Origin of the sequence: Alcaligenes sp. WGS1538, assembly GCF_043187505.1 — a bacterium.
In the GTDB taxonomy this organism is placed as follows: Bacteria; Pseudomonadota; Gammaproteobacteria; order Burkholderiales; family Burkholderiaceae_B; genus Alcaligenes.
Genome location: NZ_CP171109.1, coordinates 3039924 through 3056909, shown reverse-complemented (window position 1 = coordinate 3056909; position 16986 = coordinate 3039924). Strand labels below are relative to the sequence as shown.

Genomic DNA, 16986 nt, shown 5'->3' with positions numbered 1-16986 from the left:
ATTCGTTATGGGCTTGATGATCAAGTGGCTGACTGTAATAGGCGAAGCATAACCCTTGTACGGCATGAAGTGGCTTTCAATTCGCAGACTTTTGCCCTATGTTCATATTTCTTGAGGTAATGATAAGCGTTTTTGTTATAGAGCCTTCCTTTTCAGCCTCCGCGCCGAATTTTCTTGGCTCCGGTACTTCGCGACGGCCCGACATGGGTTAGCATTTCGTATCCGGCTATATGGCTTATCGCGTCATGTCTCGAGGTACTAGAGGCTTAAATGAAAGTATGGTTTAAGCGGGGCTTGTTCAGCCTCGTCGTCTTGGCAATTGTCACGGTCGTGGGCGGGGCGATTTTCCTGCTGACATTCAATCCGAATTCGTACAAGCAGAAGCTGGCCGATGTGGTCCAGCAGAAGTACCAGCGTACGCTCAAGATCGACGGCGACATCGAGCTTTCCCTGTTCCCCCGCATCGGCCTGTCCGTGCAGGGGCTGTCTCTGTCCGACCGCAATTCCGACGATCCCTTCGCCTCGCTGGAGAGCGCCCGCTTCGCCGTCGCCCTCTGGCCTCTGATCAACAACCGCCTGGTGGTCGACCACGTCGCCGTGACCGGCTTCAAGGCCTGGATCGTGCGCGACGAGGAAGGGCATTTCAATTTCGACGATCTGCTGCAGGCCGCTCCGGCCGCCGCCGCCGCGCCGCAGGCCGCCCCGGCCGCGCTGGCCCTGCTGCCCGCCGCCCAGGCCGCCGAGCCAGCCGCCGCCGGACAGGACGCGTCCTCGCCCGTGCCCGAGCTGATCGCCAAGCGTTCGGGAAGCGACACGGATTTCCAGATCGATATCGCCGGCCTCAGCCTGAAGGGCGGCGAGATCCACTACTACAGCAAGCGCAGCAACGTCATCGGCCGGCTGGTGCAGCTGGAAGTCAACACCGGCCGGATGACTTTCGGCCAGCCTTTCGACGTGGCCCTGAAGGGACGCGTCTCGGGCGACTACCCGTCCGCCGACGGCATGCTGGAAGGCCAGGGCCAGTTCCGCATGGACCCGGCCGCCAAGTCGTATTCCGCCCAGAAGCTCAACCTGCTGTTCAACGGCGAACTGGACCAGATCAAGGCGCAGAGCCTGGCCCTCAAGGGCAATGTGGCCTATAACGCCTCGCAGCGCCAGTTCAACGCCACCAGCCTGGACGTCCAGCTGCAAGGCCAATGGCTGGGGCAATATCCCCTGAATGACCTGAGCGCTACGCTAGCCACGCCCAAGATGCAGATCGACAGCGCCGGCGACCTGGTCTCCTTCGAGAAGCTGGGTTTGCGCGTCAATGGCAAGAACGAGCAGCAGGCGCTGGAACTGGCTCTGGATGCGCCGCGCATCCAGGTCTCGCCCACCCAGGCCGAGGGTGATCCGATCGTGGCCACGATGAAGGTCAGCGGGCCGCGGGTTCTGGGCCTGGGCCTGACGCTCAAGGGAATCGCGGGGAACAGCGAGAAGCTGCTGTTCCAGGAGGCGCGTCTGGAAGGGGCCGTCAAGCAGGGCAATCGCGTGGCGCAGATCAAGGCGGTGTCGCCGGCGCAATGGCAGCCTGCGGGCCAATGGCTGCGCTTTCCCGCCATTGCGGCCAATCTGCGCGTCGAGGACGAGGCTGCGGCCGGCAGCCGTTTCGAAATTCCCCTGTCCGGCGATGCGGACCTGAACATGGGGCAGCGCAGCTACCAGGCGCAGTTGAGCAGCCAGACGGATCAGGCGCAAGGCACGCTGGACCTGAGCCTGCAGGGCCAGGACGAGGGCCGCCTGCTCAAGGCGGCGCTCAAGGCCGACAAACTGGACCTGGACGAATTGCGTTCCATCTTCTGGCTGGCTGCGCCCGGCCTGACTCAGGGCGTCGAGGCGCAGCCCGAGCCGGCCGCCAAGGCCCCGGCTGCCGAACAGGAAGAATCTCCCGAGCCCAAGCCGGCGCCTGCGCCGGCCGTGGAAGAGGCGCTGGTGGCCAACGCCGATCCGCTGGCATGGCTGAAAACCACCCGCCTGGACGTGAGCATGGAGGCCGCGCAGCTCAAGAGCCTGGGCCTGAAGCTGGAGCAGGTCAAGGGGCGGCTGCAGAACCAGGGCGAAAACCTGCAGCTCAAGCAACTGACGGGCAAAGGCTACGAGGGGCAGTTCCAGTTCCAGGGCAGCCTGGAGCCTGGCAAGCAGTTCGACCTGTCGCTGAAATTGCAGAAGATGCAGGTCGGGTCCTTGTTGCTGGACGCTTTTGGCGATGACCAGCTGTCGGGGCAGGGCGATGTGCAATTGAACCTGAAGGGCCAGGGCGCGACGGTGGCGGCCCGGCTGGCCTCGCTGGAAGGCGGCCTGCAGTTCGACCTGCAGGACGGCGGCTGGCGCGGCGTGGACCTGGACCAGAGCGTGCGCGACATCAACGAAGCCGTGCGCAATGCATTCAGCGGCCAGATTCCCCTGCTGCGCCCCGAGTCGGACCCGCAGCGCCGCACGGTATTCAGCCGTCTGCAGAGCTCGCTGGACATCAAGCAGGGCCAGGGCGTCTTTCGCAGCCTGAAGGCGTCCACCCCATTGCTGACGCTGTCCATGGGCAAGCCGGCGGGGCTGGACATGGTCAACCAGCAGGCGGACGTGCTGCTGCAGGCGCGCTTGAACGCACGCCTGGATCCGCAGGAGCGCAAATCCTTGCAGGATCTGCGCAATGTGGCCATCCCCTTGCGCGTATCCGGTCCCTGGCAGGCGCTGTCTTATCAAGTGCAATGGAAGGAAATCGCCAGCCCTTCCATCAAGAAGGCCTTGCAGGACGGATTGCTCGATCTGCTCAGCCAGCAGGAGGCGCCGGCCGAGGAGTCCGCGCAGGACGCGCCGGAGCCGCAGGCCGTGCAGACTTTGGGCGACGCCTTGAAAGGACTGATGCGGCCATGACTTCCTGTACGAGCGCGGAGCGCCGGACCGAATCCGGAGCGCTCTTTCATCCCTTGAAAGGCGGCCCCGGCCTGGCAAACGGCAAGGCGGCGGCTTGCCACGACCTGTGGGTCCTGGGCGACGCCTCGGGCCGCGTCCTGTCCGCGGACGAACTGCCCCGCCTGGCGGACCTGGAGATCGACCTGCGCTTTGGCGACCTGGTGCTGCGTGCGCCCGGCATGATGCGCCTGGACATTGCCGTGGACGTCATCGAGGACGACGAGGACCTCTGCGCCCTGTGGCAGGAGGAGGGCCGCAGCGTGCGGCTGGTGGATGAAGGGGAACTGGCGGCGGCCTGGTTCAGCCGCTGGCTGGGTCAGCCCCTGCGCCTGCTCAAGCGGCTGCCCGCCTGATCAGCGCTTCAGGGCTGCTGCTTGGACTGGAGCTGCTTGAAGCGGGCCATCAGGGTGGCCTGGTCTTCCTGATGCTGCGGATGGACCTCGATGCATTCCACCGGACAGACCACCACGCACTGGGGCTCGTCGAAGTGGCCCACGCATTCCGTGCACAGGTTGGGGTTGATCTCGTAGATCTCTTTGCCCATGTAGATGGCCATGTTCGGGCACTGCGGCTCGCAGACGTCGCAGTTGATGCATTCTTCGGTGATGTGCAGCGCCATGGCGTGATGTCCTGATTGCTTCCGTCTCCCCGGCGGTGCGGCCCGAGGATGACTATCGATTCACCCTACAGTGTAGTACGGACTGCTCCGCGGGGCGAGATCAGCGCGCCGAGCCCGATTGCTGCAGCAGCTGCTCGCGCCGCTCCTTGGCCTTGCTGTGCAGCCAGCGCTCCACCGAAGGGAACACGAACTTGCCCACGTCGCCGCCCAGCACGGCGATCTCGCGCACAATGGTGCCCGAGATGAACTGGTACTGGTCCGAAGGAGTCATGAACATGGTCTCCACTTCGGGCAGCAGGTGGCGGTTCATGCCGGCCATCTGGAATTCGTACTCGAAATCGGACACGGCGCGCAGGCCGCGCACGATCACGCGCGCGTTCTGCTCGCGCACGAAGTCCTTGAGCAGGCCCGAGAAGCTCTTCACTTCCACGTTGGGGTAGTGGCTGAGCACTTCCGAGGCGATCTCGACACGTTCTTCCACGGTGAAGAAAGGGCGCTTGTTCTGGCTGGAAGCCACTCCGACCACCACGTGGTCGAAAAGATTGGCGGCTCGTCTCACCAGGTCCTCATGGCCGCGCGTCAGGGGGTCGAAGGTTCCGGGATAAACAGCAGTAATCATGGTGCGTCCGCGTGATGGGTTCAGGTTGGCGGGTTGGAGTCCTGCGGACGCGTCGCTTGCGCCCCGGGAGGTTCGGCATTATTGACTGTTTTCTGCGTCGCAGCAAATCGAAACAGATGATAATGCACCTGTCCCGCCTTCTCCTGGCGTAGTATCTCGTATTGCTCCGGGGCCTGTACAGGGCTTTCCGATTCGACGTAGACCAGCGCCTCGGGCGCCAGCACATTGGGCAGCAGCGGCCATATCCTGTCCAGCCAGTCGCGGGCGAAGGGCGGATCCAGGAAGACCAGGTCGTAACGCATCTGGCTGCGTTCCAGGATATGCAGCGCATCGCCCGAATGGACGCGTACGTGCTCGGCGCGCAGCTTGGCGCGCAGGGCGCGCAGGTTCTCCACGGCCGGGCCGTGGCGCTCCACCATCTGCACGAAAGCCACGCCGCGCGAGGCGGCCTCGAAACCCAGCGCGCCGCTGCCGGCGAACAGGTCCAGCACGTTCTTGTCGGCGAATTCGCCGCCCCAGAAGTGGCGCAGCCAGTTGAACAGGGTCTCGCGGACGCGGTCGGGGGTGGGGCGCAGGCCGGGCGCATCGATCACGGGAATCGGCGTGCGGCGGTAATCACCGCCTACAATACGGACAGCGTGTTTTCTCATCAGCGCTTTGATCGGATAATGATGTGAAGGACGCCGGCCTTGCGGCCGGATTTCTTCGCCACGATGCAGGGGCACCTGCGCGCCGCATCGATACTGCCTTTGCGCAAGCCTCGTCGTGAACGGCGAAGCTTGCGCAAAGGCGCGTGGTCATTCAACAGAATCTTCTAGTGTAAAACGTATGTTCAGTTTTTTTAAAAGAAAGAAGGTAACGCCGGCTCCGGAAGCGCCTCGCACAGAGCCGACCGAACCGCTTTCTCCCCAGGATCCCGAGTCCGGCGCGGCGCTGCCGCCCGCGGCCCCCGCCCAGGCTCCGGAGCGCGGCGAGCCGGTGGCGCGGGAGCCGTCCGCTCCCTCTGCGCCAGCTGCTGAACCGGCGCCGCCGCCCGTTGCGGATGTGTTCCAGCCGCCTGTGCAGGAAGCGGCCTCCGCCTTCGAACATCCCGCGGAGCCCGCAAGCGCTCCAGCGCCCGCTCCCGAGCCCGCCTCCGTCATGGAGCCCGAGCCGGCGCCCAAGCCCGAACGGGAACCGGTTCCGCAGCCTGAGCCCCAGCCGGTTCCGGTCGCCGAAGCCGCTTCGGCCAAGTCCTCCTGGCTCTCGCGCCTGAAGCAGGGGCTGTCGCGGACCGGCCAGAGCATAGGCGGGCTGTTCGTGGGCGCCAAGGTGGACGAAAACCTTTTCGAGGAGCTCGAAGAGGCGCTGCTGCTGGCCGACGCCGGCGTGGACGCCACGGACAAGCTGCTGACGGCCCTGCGCGCGCGCATCCGCAAGGAGAAGATCACCGACGCCGCCCAGGTCAAGCAGGCGCTTTGCGATATCCTCGCCGATCACCTCAAGCCGCTGGAAAAGGCTTTTCCGTTGCAGGCGGCGCAGCCGCTGGTGGTCATGATCGCCGGTGTGAACGGCGCGGGCAAGACCACCTCCATCGGCAAGCTGGCCCACACTTTCCAGGCGCAGGGCGCCAAGGTATTGCTGGCCGCCGGCGATACGTTCCGGGCTGCGGCGCGTGAGCAGCTCATCGAATGGGGTTCGCGCAACAATGTCAGCGTCATCGCCCAGGACGGCGGCGACCCGGCCGCCGTGGCCTTCGACGCCGTGCACGCGGGCAAGGCCCGCGGCATGGGCGTGGTCATGGTGGACACGGCCGGCCGGCTGCCCACCCAGTTGCACCTGATGGAAGAACTCAAGAAGATCAAGCGCGTCATCGGCAAGGCTGACGGCCAGGCGCCGCACGAAGTCCTGCTGGTGGTGGACGGCAATACCGGCCAGAACGCCATCTCGCAGATCCGCGCCTTCGATGCGGCGCTGGGCCTGACGGGGCTGGTGGTCACCAAGCTGGACGGCACGGCCAAGGGCGGGACGCTGGCGGCCGTGGCGGCCGGCGCGCAGGGCGTGCGCCCCATCCCGGTCTACTGGATCGGGGTGGGCGAGGGCATGCAGGACTTGCAGCCCTTCGTGGCGCGCGAATTCGCCGCCGCCGTCATCGGCCTGAACTGATCGGGCCTGCGCCCGTCAGGGCGCCGGGCCTGGAACTGAAAACTCCGGCTCTGCGCCGGCGTTTTTCCATTGGCTAGTGCCGCGCCAGCCAGGGTTGCGGGCGATGCTGGCCCAGGGCGTTCAGGGCGCGCTGCGCCTGGGCGGCGCGCGTCTCGCGGGCCTGGGTGAGCCAGCGGCGGGCGAACTGCGCCTGCTCGGGCGAGACCGCGTGGCGGGCATACCAGTGCAGCGCCACGTCCACATCCGTCACCGCGCCGATCAGCGCCTGGCATTCGCGCAACACCTTGTGCAGGCCTTCGTCGTCGGCGCCCTGCAGGAATTCCAGGCAATAGCGCAGGCTCTTGATGCGATTGCGCAGGCGGTGCTGCTTTTCCTGGCTCAGCTGGGCGAAGCGCTGGCTGCGCAGCTGGATGTTGTTGAACCAGCGGGTGATCCGGGCCTCGATCAGATGGTCGGGGTCCTGCACGCCGTGAAGGTCCAGCGCCGGGCCGCAGACCAGGCTTTGCAGATTGCTCAGCAGCAGCGACTGGAATTCGACTGCGGCGGCCAGCTCGACCGGGTCGTGCTCCACGTGCGCCGGCTCGAGCTGGGGCGCGGGGCCCGGCATGCCGGCCTGCAGCAGCAGGGGCGTGATCTCCAACTGCACCAGATCCTGGTCGCGGGCCTTGCCGAACAGGCCGAAATAATGCGCCAGGCGGGTGTTGGCATAGCCTTCGCTGGCATTGAGCCAGGGGTTGAACAGTTTGCGGCAGGAGCGCAGGCGGCGCAGGCCCACGCGCATCATGGCCAGGTAGTCGGCCTGCAGGGGCGCCGCCGGCCGTATGCCATCCACCCCCGCCAGCAGGGCGGCGTTGCGTATGACCTGCTCCAGGCTCATGGAGGCGCTGCGGCGATAGAACTGCTCCAGATCGCGGGTGTCCACGAAATGGGGCTTGGGCAGCTGGTAGGCCTTGCGCGTCAGGGCGGCGGCCACCTGTTCGGGTTGCAGCGTGTCGGTCAGGGTGCGCGCCAGCCGGCGATCGGCCAGGCTGGCCAGGGCGTCGCCGCGCTCGGACTTGCTGCGCAGCTCCAGTATCAGGTTGTGCTTGTACAGCCAGCGCTGCCCTATTTCGAACATGGCCGCGCTGTCGCCGCGGATCAGCTCGACTTCCAGCTCGTTCACCGGCAGGCGCAGGCCCTGCGACTCGATGTGACCCACGTCATAGGCCAGCTCCAGTTCGGAGCCCGCATGCTGGAGCACGGCCAGCCCGCGCAGGATCTCGGTCTGGTAGCGCGCCTGTATGCGGCCGGCGTAGGGCAGCAGGGCGGCCTCGGCGGCGGTTCCCCGGTACAGTTCCAGGTCCAGCTCGGGGCCGGGGCGCGGATGGTTGATCTCGATGCGCGACAGCGTGTCGGGCCCGGGCAGCTTGACGGTCTGCATCCATTGCCCGCCTTCCTTGCGCAGGCGCAGCGCCACGTCGGTACGCGCCAGTTCGCGCTCGGGCGTGTCGAAATAAATGGCGTTCAGGGTGATGCTGCCGGTGCGCACGGCCTCAAAAGCGGTCAGCAGACCGGGGCGGGCGCTCTCGGGTACAAAAAATTTCAGTTCTTGTTCTAGCACAGCTCGGCACTCAAAGAATGACCCGGCCGGGCACTGGCAGTGCGGTGGCCGGCGCCCATGGGGGCGCTAAAGGGTCATTCTGCATCCAAACCCGCAAAACTTGAAGCCGCAATCAAGAATGAGGCGGCTCATTGTAGCGGCCGCCCCTCGAATCAGGGTTTGTCCCCGCTTGCCGCGCCCCTCCAGCCCAACTGGCGGGAGATAGTGGCCGCGCACTGGCGCAGTTGCGCCAGGATGGGACTGTCCAGTCCGGCGTCGAACAAGGTGCTGGGCCCCAGGCTGGTCAGGGCCAGCACGATCTGGCCGGAATGGTCGAATACGGGTACGGACAGGGCGTCTATGCCCGGCAGCGGATTGCCCAGCGCCTGGGCCGCCCCTTGGCGGCGTATGCGCTCCAGCAGTTCGGCCAGGGCCGAAGGCGAGGGACGCAGCGGGCTGATGCTGGTCACCACGGCGCTGTCGCCAGCCTCGCGCTCGATGTAGTGGCGCGCCACTTCCGCCGGCAGCCAGGCGGCAAAGACATGTCCGGTGGCCGTGTGCAGCATGGACATCACCGTGCCGCAGCGCATGTTCACGTGCACCGGGTAGCTGGCTTCGCTGATATGCACCATGGTGGGCCCGTGCGAACCGAGCACCGCCAGCCCCAGCGTGTGGCCGATGCGCGGCGCCAGCGCCTGCACCAGCGGCAGGGCGATCTTGACCGGGTTCTGGCTCTGCAGGCTGACCAGGCCCATCTGCAGGGCGAAGGGGCCCAGCTCGTACAGGCCCGTCACCGGATCCTGCTGCACCAGCCCTACATTGGTGAAACTGACCAGGTAGGGGTGGGCCTTGGCCGAGCTCATGCCCGCCTGGGCGGCCAGGTCGCGCAGCATCATGGGCTGGCCGCAGTCCACCAGCGCCTTGAGCAGCCCGAAGCCGGTCTCGATGGATTGGATGCGGCGGCGTTTTTCTTCCAGGGCAGGTTCGGTCATGGGCAATGTACGGCGGATCGGAACAGGTTCTCAGTGTACAGGCATAGTGCCTGCCCGCTGTCGCGCGGGTGTCGTAAAATGGCGGTAATTATTATCTGTCTGAGCAGAGAGCACGATGAATCAAGAATTTCAGCCCGAAGCCGTCCAGACCGGCGCCAGCTCGATCTCGCCCGTCCTGGAGATCGTCGAGGAACTGCGCGCCGGCCGCATGGTCATCCTGGTCGACGAAGAGGACCGCGAGAACGAAGGCGACCTGGTGATGGCCGCCGAGTTCGTCAATGCCGAGGCCATCAACTTCATGGTCACGCACGGCCGCGGGCTGGTCTGCCTGACCCTGACCGAGGAGCGCTGCCGCCAGCTGGACCTGCCGCTGATGGCCACGCGCAACGGCACGCGCTTCGGCACCAACTTCACCGTGTCCATCGAAGCGGCCGAAGGCGTGGAAACGGGCATCTCCGCCGCCGACCGCGCCCGCACCGTGCAGGCCGCCGTGGCGCGCGACGCGCGTCCCGCGGACCTGGTGCAGCCCGGCCACATCTTCCCGCTCAAGGCGGCCAAGGGCGGCGTGCTGGTGCGCGCCGGCCACACCGAGGCGGGCTGCGACCTGACCGCCATGGCCGGCCTGACCCCGGCCGCCGTCATCTGCGAGATCCTCAACCCGGACGGCACCATGGCGCGCCTGCCGGACCTGCTCACCTTCGCCGCGCAGCACGGCATCAAGATCGGCACCATCGCCGACCTGATCCAGTACCGCAGCGAGCACGAATCCATGATCGAGCACCTGCACAAGCGGCCGGTCAAGACCGCCTATGGCGAATTCGACTGCCACGCCTACCGGGACCTGTCCTCGGGCGGCCTGCACCTGGCCCTGGTGCACGGGAACATCACTCCGGACGTGGAAACGCTGGTGCGCGTGCACGAGCCCACCACGGTGCTGGACGTGCTGATCCAGGACGACGTGGGCCATAGCTGGACGCTGCCCAAGGCCCTGCGCACCGTCGCGGCCTCCGATTCCGGCGTGGTGCTGTTGATGAACTGCCAGAGCTCCGAGGAACAGTCATTCGAACAGGTCCAGGCCTGGGGCACGGAAAGCCCCGCCGAGGCGCCGCGCGGCCGCCCCAGCCGCTACGACCTGCGCACCTATGGCATAGGCGCGCAGATTTTGCGCGACCTCAATGTCGGCAAGGCCCGTTTGCTGTCGCGACCACGTAAAATGCCAAGCATGACCGGGTTCGCACTGACCATCACGGGTTACCATAGCGAACCCGATTCTCAATCCTAAGCGGAGCTTCCGACATGAATCCTTACATCGTCACCCCGGACCTGAATGGGGAAGGACTGCACATCGGCATCGTGCGCGCGCGTTTCAACGAGTCCATCGGTCTGACCGAACTGGAAGCCTGCCTGCAGGAACTTGAAGCCCTGGGCGTGGACGAGCGCGATGTGACCGTATTGTCCGTACCCGGAGCGCTGGAGCTGGGCATCACCCTGGCGCAGATGGCCGAGACCGGCGAGTTCGACGCCCTGATCGCCCTGGGCGCGGTCATCCGCGGAGAAACCTATCACTTTGAAGTGGTCAGCAACGAAAGCGCGGCCGCCATCACCCGCGTCTCGCTGGCGACCGGCATCCCGGTGGCCAACGGCGTGCTCACCACCAACACCGACGAAGAAGCCCAGGTCCGCGCTGCTGAAAAGGGCCGCGATTGCGCCCGCACGGCCGTGGAGCTGGGCAACCTCATCGCCGTGCTAGAGCCCGAGCTCGATGACGACGACGAGGACGAAGACTACGAGGACGAAGATCTTGACGACGACAAATAAAGTCCCGGCCGGCAAGGCCAATGGACGATCCGCGCGACGCCGTTCGCGTGAATTCGCCCTGCAGGGCGTCTACTCCTGGCTGCTGCGCGGGGCGGACGGCCTGCAGGAAGCGGTATCCATCGACGCCCATATCCGCGGCGACGAGGAATTCGGCGAGGCCGACGCCGCCTGGTTCAAGACGCTGCTGTTCGGCGTGATGCGCGAAGCGCCCACGCTGCGCGAGCGTTTCCTGCCCTATGTGGATCGCCCGCTGGAAGAGCTCTCGCCCATCGAGCACGGCATCTTGCTGATCGGCAGCTACGAACTCATCCATCACGTGGAAGTGCCGTACCGGGTGGCCATCAACGAAGCCGTGGAGCTGGCCAAGTCCTTCGGCGGCACCGACGGCTTCAAGTTCGTCAACGGCGTGCTGGACAAGCTGGCCGCCGACGTGCGCGCTCCCGAAGTGGCCAAGCAGGCCCGCCGCTGACGGCTGGGCGAGACGTGCTGAACGAGTTCGCTCTCATCAAGCATTATTTCAATCGTCCCGCTCCCGAAGGCTATCTGGGGGTGGGGGACGATTGCGCCCTGTTCGCTCCCACGCCGGGCTGGCAGCTGGCCAGCAGCGTGGACCTGCTGATCGAGGGGCAGCACTTCTTTCCCGACGTGTCCCCCTTCCTGCTGGGGCACAAGTCCCTGGCGGTGAACCTGTCCGACCTGGGCGCCATGGGCGCGCGGCCGCGCGCCTGCCTGCTGGCCCTGTCCCTGCCCAGCGTGCAGCCTGACTGGCTGGAAGCTTTTTCGCGGGGCATTTTCCAGTTGGCGGAGCAGGCGCAGTGTCCGCTCATCGGCGGCGACACCACGCGCAGCCCGCAAGGCGTGGTCATCAGCATCACGGTGCTGGGCGAAGTGCGGCCGGGCCAGGCCTTGCTGCGCAGCGCCGCCCGGCCGGGCGACGACATCTGGCTGACCGGCACGCTGGGCGCCGCCGATATCGCCTTGCGCCTGCTGCAGGGCCGCCTGCCCGCCGATCCCGATCGCCTGGCGCAATGCCGGCCCGCGCTGGAACAGCCCTGGCCGCCGTATCGCCTGGGTCATGCCTTGTGCGGCCTGGCGCATGCCGCCATCGATGTCTCGGACGGCCTGGTGCAGGATCTGGGGCACATCGCCTCGGCCAGCCGCTGCGCCGCCGTCCTGGAATGGGACGCCTTGCCCCTGGATCCCGGCCTGGACGGCCTGCCCCTGGCGCTGCGCCGGGAAGCGGCCCTGGTCGGCGGAGACGTGTTCCAGCTTTGTTTCACTTCGCCTGCCGAGCGGCGGGACGAGATCATGGCCCTGGCTCGGCGCGAGGGCGTGTCCGTGAACCGCATCGGCAGCATGCAGGCCGGCCATGGCGTGCACCTGCGCGACGCGCAGGGCCTGCGCCCGGCGCCCGCCCAGGGCGGTTTCGACCATTTCGGCGCCTGACATCATGGCCACTTTTCCCGATCCTTCCCTCAACCCCATCCGCCGGCCCAGCCTGGATTGGGTGTTCAAGAAGCCTTGGCGCATCCTGGCCTTCGGCTTCGGCACGGGCGTGCTGCGTCCCGGCCCCGGCACCTGGGGCGCGGTGCTGGCCTGGGTGCTGTGGGTGCTGGGGCTGCATGCCCTGACCGACGTCCAGATGGCCGTTTTCCTGCCCCTGGCTTTTCTGGTGGGCTGCTGGGCCTGCCACCGCACCGGCTATGACCTGGGCGTCTCCGATCACAGCGGCATGAACTGGGACGAAATAGTCGCGTTCTGGCTGGTGCTCTGGCTGCTGCCCCAGACCTGGCTGGCGCAGACGGCGGCATTCGCCTTGTTCCGTTTTTTTGATATTCTCAAGCCTCCACCTGTGCGCTACTTTGACCAGCGCTGGCACAATGGTTTCGGCGTCATGTGGGACGACATCCTGGCGGCAGCCTACACGCTGCTGTTCATGGCCATCCTGGTGCGTTTCGGAGTGCTTGCATGAATGACCTTACCCCTGTATCTCAAGCCCTGTCCCTGGGGCGCGCCCTGAAGGACAGGGGCTGGATGGTGGCCTGCGCCGAATCCTGCACCGGCGGCCTGCTGGCCGGCGCCCTGACCGACGAGCCAGGCTCCAGCGCCTGGTTCGAGCGCGGCTATGTCACCTACAGCAACCTGGCCAAGGTGGAGGAGCTGGGCGTCAACGTGGACACCTTGGAGCGTTTCGGCGCCGTCAGCGAGGAAACCGCCATGGAGATGGCCGCCGGCGTGCTGGAAGCCGCCACTCGCGTGGAGCTTGCCATCTCCACCACCGGCATCGCGGGGCCGGACGGCGCCACGGCCGGCAAGCCCGTCGGCCTGGTCTGCTTCGGCTTTGCACAGCGCACGGGCGACGGCATCGTCACCCGCGCCGCCACGCGCATCTTCAATGGCGATCGCGGCCAGATCCGCGACCAGGCGGTCGAGTTCGCCCTGACCACGGCCCTGGCCATCCTGAACCCGGCCTGAGGCCTTGCCCGCGGCATGACCTAAAAAAACCGGGCCTGGGCCCGGTCTTTCAGCGCCGCTGCATGGACAGCCGCCTTTGCAGCGGCTGTTGCAGCCGCTGTCATTCGCGCGCGTCGTTGATGGCGTTGCGTGTGGCGATCGCGGCGGCCTGCGCGGCGTCGCGCCAGTTGTCGTCGCGGCCGGCGTACAGGATGGCGCGCGAGGAATTGATCATCATGCCCGCTCCCCGGGAGTCCGCGCCCGCGGCCACGGTCGCCACGATATCGCCGCCTTGCGCGCCGATGCCCGGGATCAGCAGCGGCATGTCGCCCACGCGTTCGCGCACCTTGCGGATTTCCTCGGGGAAGGTGGCGCCCACCACCAGGGCGCACTGGCCGTTCTGGTTCCATTTGTCGGCCACCAGGCCGGCCACATGCAGGTACAGAGGCGTGCCGTCGGCCAGTTCCATGAACTGCAGGTCGGAGCCGCCCGGATTGGAAGTGCGGCACAGCACGATCACGCCTTTGTCCTGGTATTCCAGATAAGGCTCGACTGAATCGAAGCCCATGTAGGGATTGACGGTGACGGCATCGGCCCGGTAGCGCTCGAAGGCTTCGCGCGCGTACTGCTCCGCCGTGGAGCCGATGTCGCCCCGCTTGGCGTCCAGCACGATGGGCAGGTTGGGGTAGGTCCGGCGCACGTAGTCGCACAGGTTCTGGAGCTGGTCTTCGGCGGCCTGGGCGGCGAAGTAGGCGATCTGGGGCTTGATGCCGCAGGCGTAATCGGCCGTGGCGTCGACGATGGCCTTGCAGAATTCGAAGATGGCGTCCGGCTTGCCGGCCAGTTCGCGCGGCATGCGACGCGGGTCGGGATCCAGGCCGACCATCAGCAGGGAATGATTGTCGCTCCAGGCGCGGTTCAGTTTTTCTACGAATGTCATGGGGGTCAGGAAGATAAACGGCTGTACAGGAAGGTGAGCCAGACGGCGCCGGCGAATATCAGGGCCAGCAGCACGGCGGCGCTGCCCAGATCCTTGGCCCGGCCGATCAGGGGATGGCGCTCCAGCGTGACGGCATCGGCCACGGCTTCCAGCGCGGAGTTGATCAGCTCCAGGATCAGGACGAAGACCACCGTCGCCAGCAGGGCGGCGATCTCCAGCGGGCTGCGGCCCAGCCAGAAGGCTACGGGCGTCAACGCCACGGCCAGCAGCAGTTCCTGGCGGAAGGCGGCTTCGTGGCGCACGGCGGCCGCAAGGCCTTGCAAGGAGTAGCGCAGGGCGCCGGTCAGGCGGCCCAGGCCGCCTTTGCTTTTGAACGGGGAGTCCGACATGGAGAAAGAGCCAAGTTGGGAGACTGCCGTGATTATAGGCGTTTCGCCAGGGCAAAAAAAACCGGATGGAAAATTCCATCCGGTTTCATGACGTGCTGCGTGGCGGCTGGGGCGGGAGTGATCAATTCCCGCCGCGGCCGGGGCGTCGGCAGGGGCTTAGAAGCCGCCCATGCCACCCATGCCGCCCATGCCGCCCATGTCGGGCATGGCAGGAGCTGGCTTGTCTTCCACGATTTCGGTCACGGCCACTTCGGTCGTCAGCAGCAGGCTGGCGATGGAGGCGGCGTTCTGCAGGGCAGTGCGGGTCACCTTGGTGGGATCCAGGACGCCTTGCTCGACCAGGTCGCCGTACTCGCCGGTGGCGGCGTTGTAGCCGAACGTGCCGGAGCCGTTGGCCACTTCGTTCACGACCACGCTGGCTTCTTCGCCGGCGTTGGTGACGATGGTGCGCAGAGGAGCCTCGATGGCGCGCAGGACCAGCTTGATGCCGGCGTCCTGGTCGGTGTTGTCGCCCTTCAGGGCGGCAACAGCGGTGCGGGCGCGGATCAGGGCCACGCCGCCGCCGGGAACGATGCCTTCTTCAACGGCAGCGCGGGTGGCGTGCAGGGCGTCTTCGACGCGGGCCTTCTTTTCCTTCATTTCGACTTCGGTGGCAGCGCCCACGCGGATCACGGCAACACCGCCGGCCAGCTTGGCCACGCGCTCTTGCAGTTTTTCGCGGTCGTAGTCGGACGTGGACTCTTCGATCTGCACGCGGATCTGCTTGACGCGGGCTTCGATGCTGGCGCCGTCGCCTGCGCCGTCGATGATCGTGGTGTTTTCCTTGGCCACTTCAATGCGCTTGGCCTGGCCCAGGTCGTCCAGAGTGGCCTTTTCCAGGGACATGCCGGTCTCTTCGGAGATCACGGTGCCGCCGGTCAGGATGGCGATGTCTTCCAGCATGGCCTTGCGGCGGTCGCCGAAGCCAGGGGCCTTGACGGCGGTGGTCTTCAGGATGCCGCGGATGTTGTTCACGACCAGGGTGGCCAGGGCTTCGCCTTCCACGTCTTCAGCCACGATCAGCAGGGGGCGGCTGGTCTTGGCAACTTGCTCCAGCACGGGCAGCAGGTCGCGGATGTTGGAGATCTTCTTGTCGAAGATCAGGACGAACGGATCGTCCAGCACGGCCACTTGCTTGTCGGGGTTGTTGATGAAGTAGGGCGACAGGTAGCCGCGGTCGAACTGCATGCCTTCGACCACGTCCAGTTCGTTTTCCAAAGACTTGCCGTCTTCAACGGTGATGACGCCTTCCTTGCCCACTTTGTCCATGGCGTTGGCGATGATTTCACCGATGGAGTGATCGCTGTTGGCGGAGATGGAGCCGACCTGGGCGATTTCCTTGCTGGTGGTGCAAGGACGGGACAGCTTGCGCAGTTCGTCCACGGCCACGACCACGGCCTTGTCGATGCCGCGCTTCAGGTCCATGGGGTTGATGCCGGCGGCCACGAACTTCAGGCCTTCCTCGACGATGGCCTGGGCCAGCACGGTGGCGGTGGTGGTGCCGTCGCCGGCGTTGTCGGAGGTCTTGGAGGCGACTTCCTTGACGAGCTGGGCGCCGATGTTCTCAAACTTGTCTTTCAGTTCGATTTCCTTGGCCACGGACACGCCGTCCTTGGTCACGGTGGGGGCGCCGAAGGAGCGGTCCAGCACCACGTTGCGGCCTTTGGGGCCCATGGTGGTCTTGACGGCGTTAGCCAGGATGTTGACGCCGCGAACGATGCGGGTGCGTGCGTCGTCGCCGAAGTAAACTTGTTTAGCGGTCATGGTTTGAATCCTATTGAATGTTCGTGGGCGATACTTATTCGATCACGGCGAAGATTTCTTCTTCGCGGATCACCAGCAGTTCCTGGCCGTCGATCTTCACGGCTTGGCCGGAGTACTTGCCGAACAGAACTTTGTCGCCAACTTTCAGGTCCAGGGGCAGAACCTTGCCGTCCTCGGACTTCTTGCCGGGGCCGACGGCCAGGATTTCGCCTTGATCGGGTTTTTCGGTAGCGCTTTCAGGGATAACGATGCCGGAAGCGGTGGTGCGCTCGTTGTCCAGACGCTTGACGATCACGCGATCGTTCAAAGGACGCAGTGCCATGGAGAAACTCCTGTTAAAAATGACAGTTAGTTGTATCAGTCCAAGTGGGGGCGACGCGTTAGCACTCAACCCCTTCGAGTGCTAATTATAGGGATGACTTCTGTAATTTCAAGAGCAGGGGAAGGTGCCTGTTACATTTTAGTCCAGCCCGCGCCGAATCTGGGCTGCGCTTGCTGACGAGCGCCAGTGAGTTTTGGACTTTCATCACTGGGTTTTGAACTCTGAAGGGAGCGTACATTCAGTGCTGGTGCGAGCTCAGAGCCCAGCATAAGGTTGAGGCGGGCTTGGAAAATGCGGATTCTGCCGGTTTTTTTGTTCAGATGGGGCTGCTCGGATACAGGATGCCTTGCTGGCCGC

18 protein-coding genes are annotated in these 16986 nt (G+C 65.7%); 9 read left to right on the top strand and 9 right to left on the bottom strand.

Translation table 11 applies throughout. The features are described 5' to 3' along the window. The first annotated feature begins 270 nt into the window (after positions 1–270). Positions 271–2910 carry an AsmA family protein gene (locus ACF3ND_RS14235; RefSeq protein ID WP_394061527.1) on the top strand — a complete coding sequence of 880 codons (2640 nt, stop codon included), beginning with the start codon at positions 271–273 and terminating at the stop codon, positions 2908–2910. Next, positions 2907–3302, top strand: coding sequence for an MOSC N-terminal beta barrel domain-containing protein (locus ACF3ND_RS14230; RefSeq protein ID WP_394061525.1), 396 nt, complete (start codon positions 2907–2909; stop codon positions 3300–3302). Before ACF3ND_RS14235 ends, ACF3ND_RS14230 begins: the two co-directional genes overlap by 4 nt. Before the next feature lie 8 nt (positions 3303–3310). On the opposite strand, the gene ACF3ND_RS14225 is transcribed toward ACF3ND_RS14230, so the two are convergent. The 3 genes from ACF3ND_RS14225 to rsmD form a co-directional block, all read right to left on the bottom strand. Then, positions 3311–3568 carry a YfhL family 4Fe-4S dicluster ferredoxin gene (locus ACF3ND_RS14225; protein ID WP_394061523.1) on the bottom strand — a complete coding sequence of 86 codons (258 nt, stop codon included), beginning with the start codon at positions 3566–3568 and terminating at the stop codon, positions 3311–3313. Between the two features lie 100 nt (positions 3569–3668). Beyond that, positions 3669–4187, bottom strand: coding sequence for a pantetheine-phosphate adenylyltransferase (gene coaD, locus ACF3ND_RS14220; protein ID WP_394061521.1), 519 nt, complete (start codon positions 4185–4187; stop codon positions 3669–3671). Positions 4188–4207: 20 nt separating this feature from the next. Beyond that, entirely contained in the window at positions 4208–4837 is a 630-nt protein-coding gene (gene rsmD / locus ACF3ND_RS14215; protein ID WP_394061519.1) for a 16S rRNA (guanine(966)-N(2))-methyltransferase RsmD, read from the bottom strand. A 178-nt stretch (positions 4838–5015) separates the two neighbouring features. On the opposite strand from rsmD, the gene ftsY reads away from it, so the two are divergent. Then, positions 5016–6332 (top strand): signal recognition particle-docking protein FtsY, encoded by a 1317-nt coding sequence (ftsY, locus tag ACF3ND_RS14210; protein ID WP_394061517.1) that lies wholly within the window; start codon positions 5016–5018, stop codon positions 6330–6332. A 73-nt stretch (positions 6333–6405) separates the two neighbouring features. Here the strand turns inward: ftsY and ACF3ND_RS14205 are convergent, their stop codons facing one another. After that, positions 6406–7932, bottom strand: a complete 1527-nt coding sequence (locus ACF3ND_RS14205; RefSeq protein WP_394061515.1) for a CHAD domain-containing protein — start codon at positions 7930–7932, stop codon at positions 6406–6408. 152 nt (positions 7933–8084) lie between these two features. Beyond that, positions 8085–8903: an IclR family transcriptional regulator gene (locus ACF3ND_RS14200; protein ID WP_394061513.1), complete on the bottom strand. Its 819-nt coding sequence runs from the start codon at positions 8901–8903 to the stop codon at positions 8085–8087. A gap of 115 nt (positions 8904–9018) precedes the next feature. Between ACF3ND_RS14200 and ribBA the strand changes: the two genes are divergently transcribed. Genes ribBA through ACF3ND_RS14170 form a run of 6 tightly spaced genes read left to right on the top strand, consistent with a single transcriptional unit; the run spans position 9019 to position 13196 of the window. Further along, a complete protein-coding gene (gene ribBA, locus ACF3ND_RS14195) occupies positions 9019–10185 on the top strand; it encodes a bifunctional 3,4-dihydroxy-2-butanone-4-phosphate synthase/GTP cyclohydrolase II (protein ID WP_394061511.1) in 1167 nt (388 codons plus the stop codon). Between the two features lie 14 nt (positions 10186–10199). Beyond that, a complete protein-coding gene (ribH, locus tag ACF3ND_RS14190; protein ID WP_394061509.1) occupies positions 10200–10721 on the top strand; it encodes a 6,7-dimethyl-8-ribityllumazine synthase in 522 nt (173 codons plus the stop codon). Further along, positions 10705–11190 (top strand): transcription antitermination factor NusB, encoded by a 486-nt coding sequence (nusB, locus tag ACF3ND_RS14185; RefSeq protein WP_394061507.1) that lies wholly within the window; start codon positions 10705–10707, stop codon positions 11188–11190. The genes ribH and nusB overlap by 17 nt, the downstream gene beginning before the upstream one ends. 14 nt (positions 11191–11204) lie before the next feature. Beyond that, positions 11205–12167 carry a thiamine-phosphate kinase gene (gene thiL, locus ACF3ND_RS14180; protein ID WP_394061505.1) on the top strand — a complete coding sequence of 321 codons (963 nt, stop codon included), beginning with the start codon at positions 11205–11207 and terminating at the stop codon, positions 12165–12167. Between the two features lie 4 nt (positions 12168–12171). Continuing rightward, complete coding sequence (locus ACF3ND_RS14175; protein ID WP_394061503.1) at positions 12172–12693, top strand: phosphatidylglycerophosphatase A; 522 nt, start codon at positions 12172–12174, stop codon at positions 12691–12693. After that, positions 12690–13196 carry a CinA family protein gene (locus tag ACF3ND_RS14170; RefSeq protein WP_394061501.1) on the top strand — a complete coding sequence of 169 codons (507 nt, stop codon included), beginning with the start codon at positions 12690–12692 and terminating at the stop codon, positions 13194–13196. The genes ACF3ND_RS14175 and ACF3ND_RS14170 overlap by 4 nt, the downstream gene beginning before the upstream one ends. 100 nt (positions 13197–13296) lie before the next feature. On the opposite strand, the gene pyrF is transcribed toward ACF3ND_RS14170, so the two are convergent. From pyrF to ACF3ND_RS14150, 4 genes are all read right to left on the bottom strand, one after another. Next, the gene (gene pyrF, locus ACF3ND_RS14165) at positions 13297–14115 is read right to left on the bottom strand and encodes an orotidine-5'-phosphate decarboxylase (RefSeq protein WP_394061499.1); all 819 of its coding nucleotides are present in this window, start codon (positions 14113–14115) and stop codon (positions 13297–13299) included. A 5-nt stretch (positions 14116–14120) separates the two neighbouring features. Further along, entirely contained in the window at positions 14121–14504 is a 384-nt protein-coding gene (locus ACF3ND_RS14160; RefSeq protein ID WP_394061497.1) for a diacylglycerol kinase, read from the bottom strand. A gap of 156 nt (positions 14505–14660) precedes the next feature. Then, positions 14661–16307, bottom strand: coding sequence for a chaperonin GroEL (gene groL, locus ACF3ND_RS14155; RefSeq protein WP_394061495.1), 1647 nt, complete (start codon positions 16305–16307; stop codon positions 14661–14663). 34 nt (positions 16308–16341) lie between these two features. Further along, the gene (locus ACF3ND_RS14150; protein ID WP_394061493.1) at positions 16342–16629 is read right to left on the bottom strand and encodes a co-chaperone GroES; all 288 of its coding nucleotides are present in this window, start codon (positions 16627–16629) and stop codon (positions 16342–16344) included. Positions 16630–16986 lie beyond the last annotated feature (357 nt).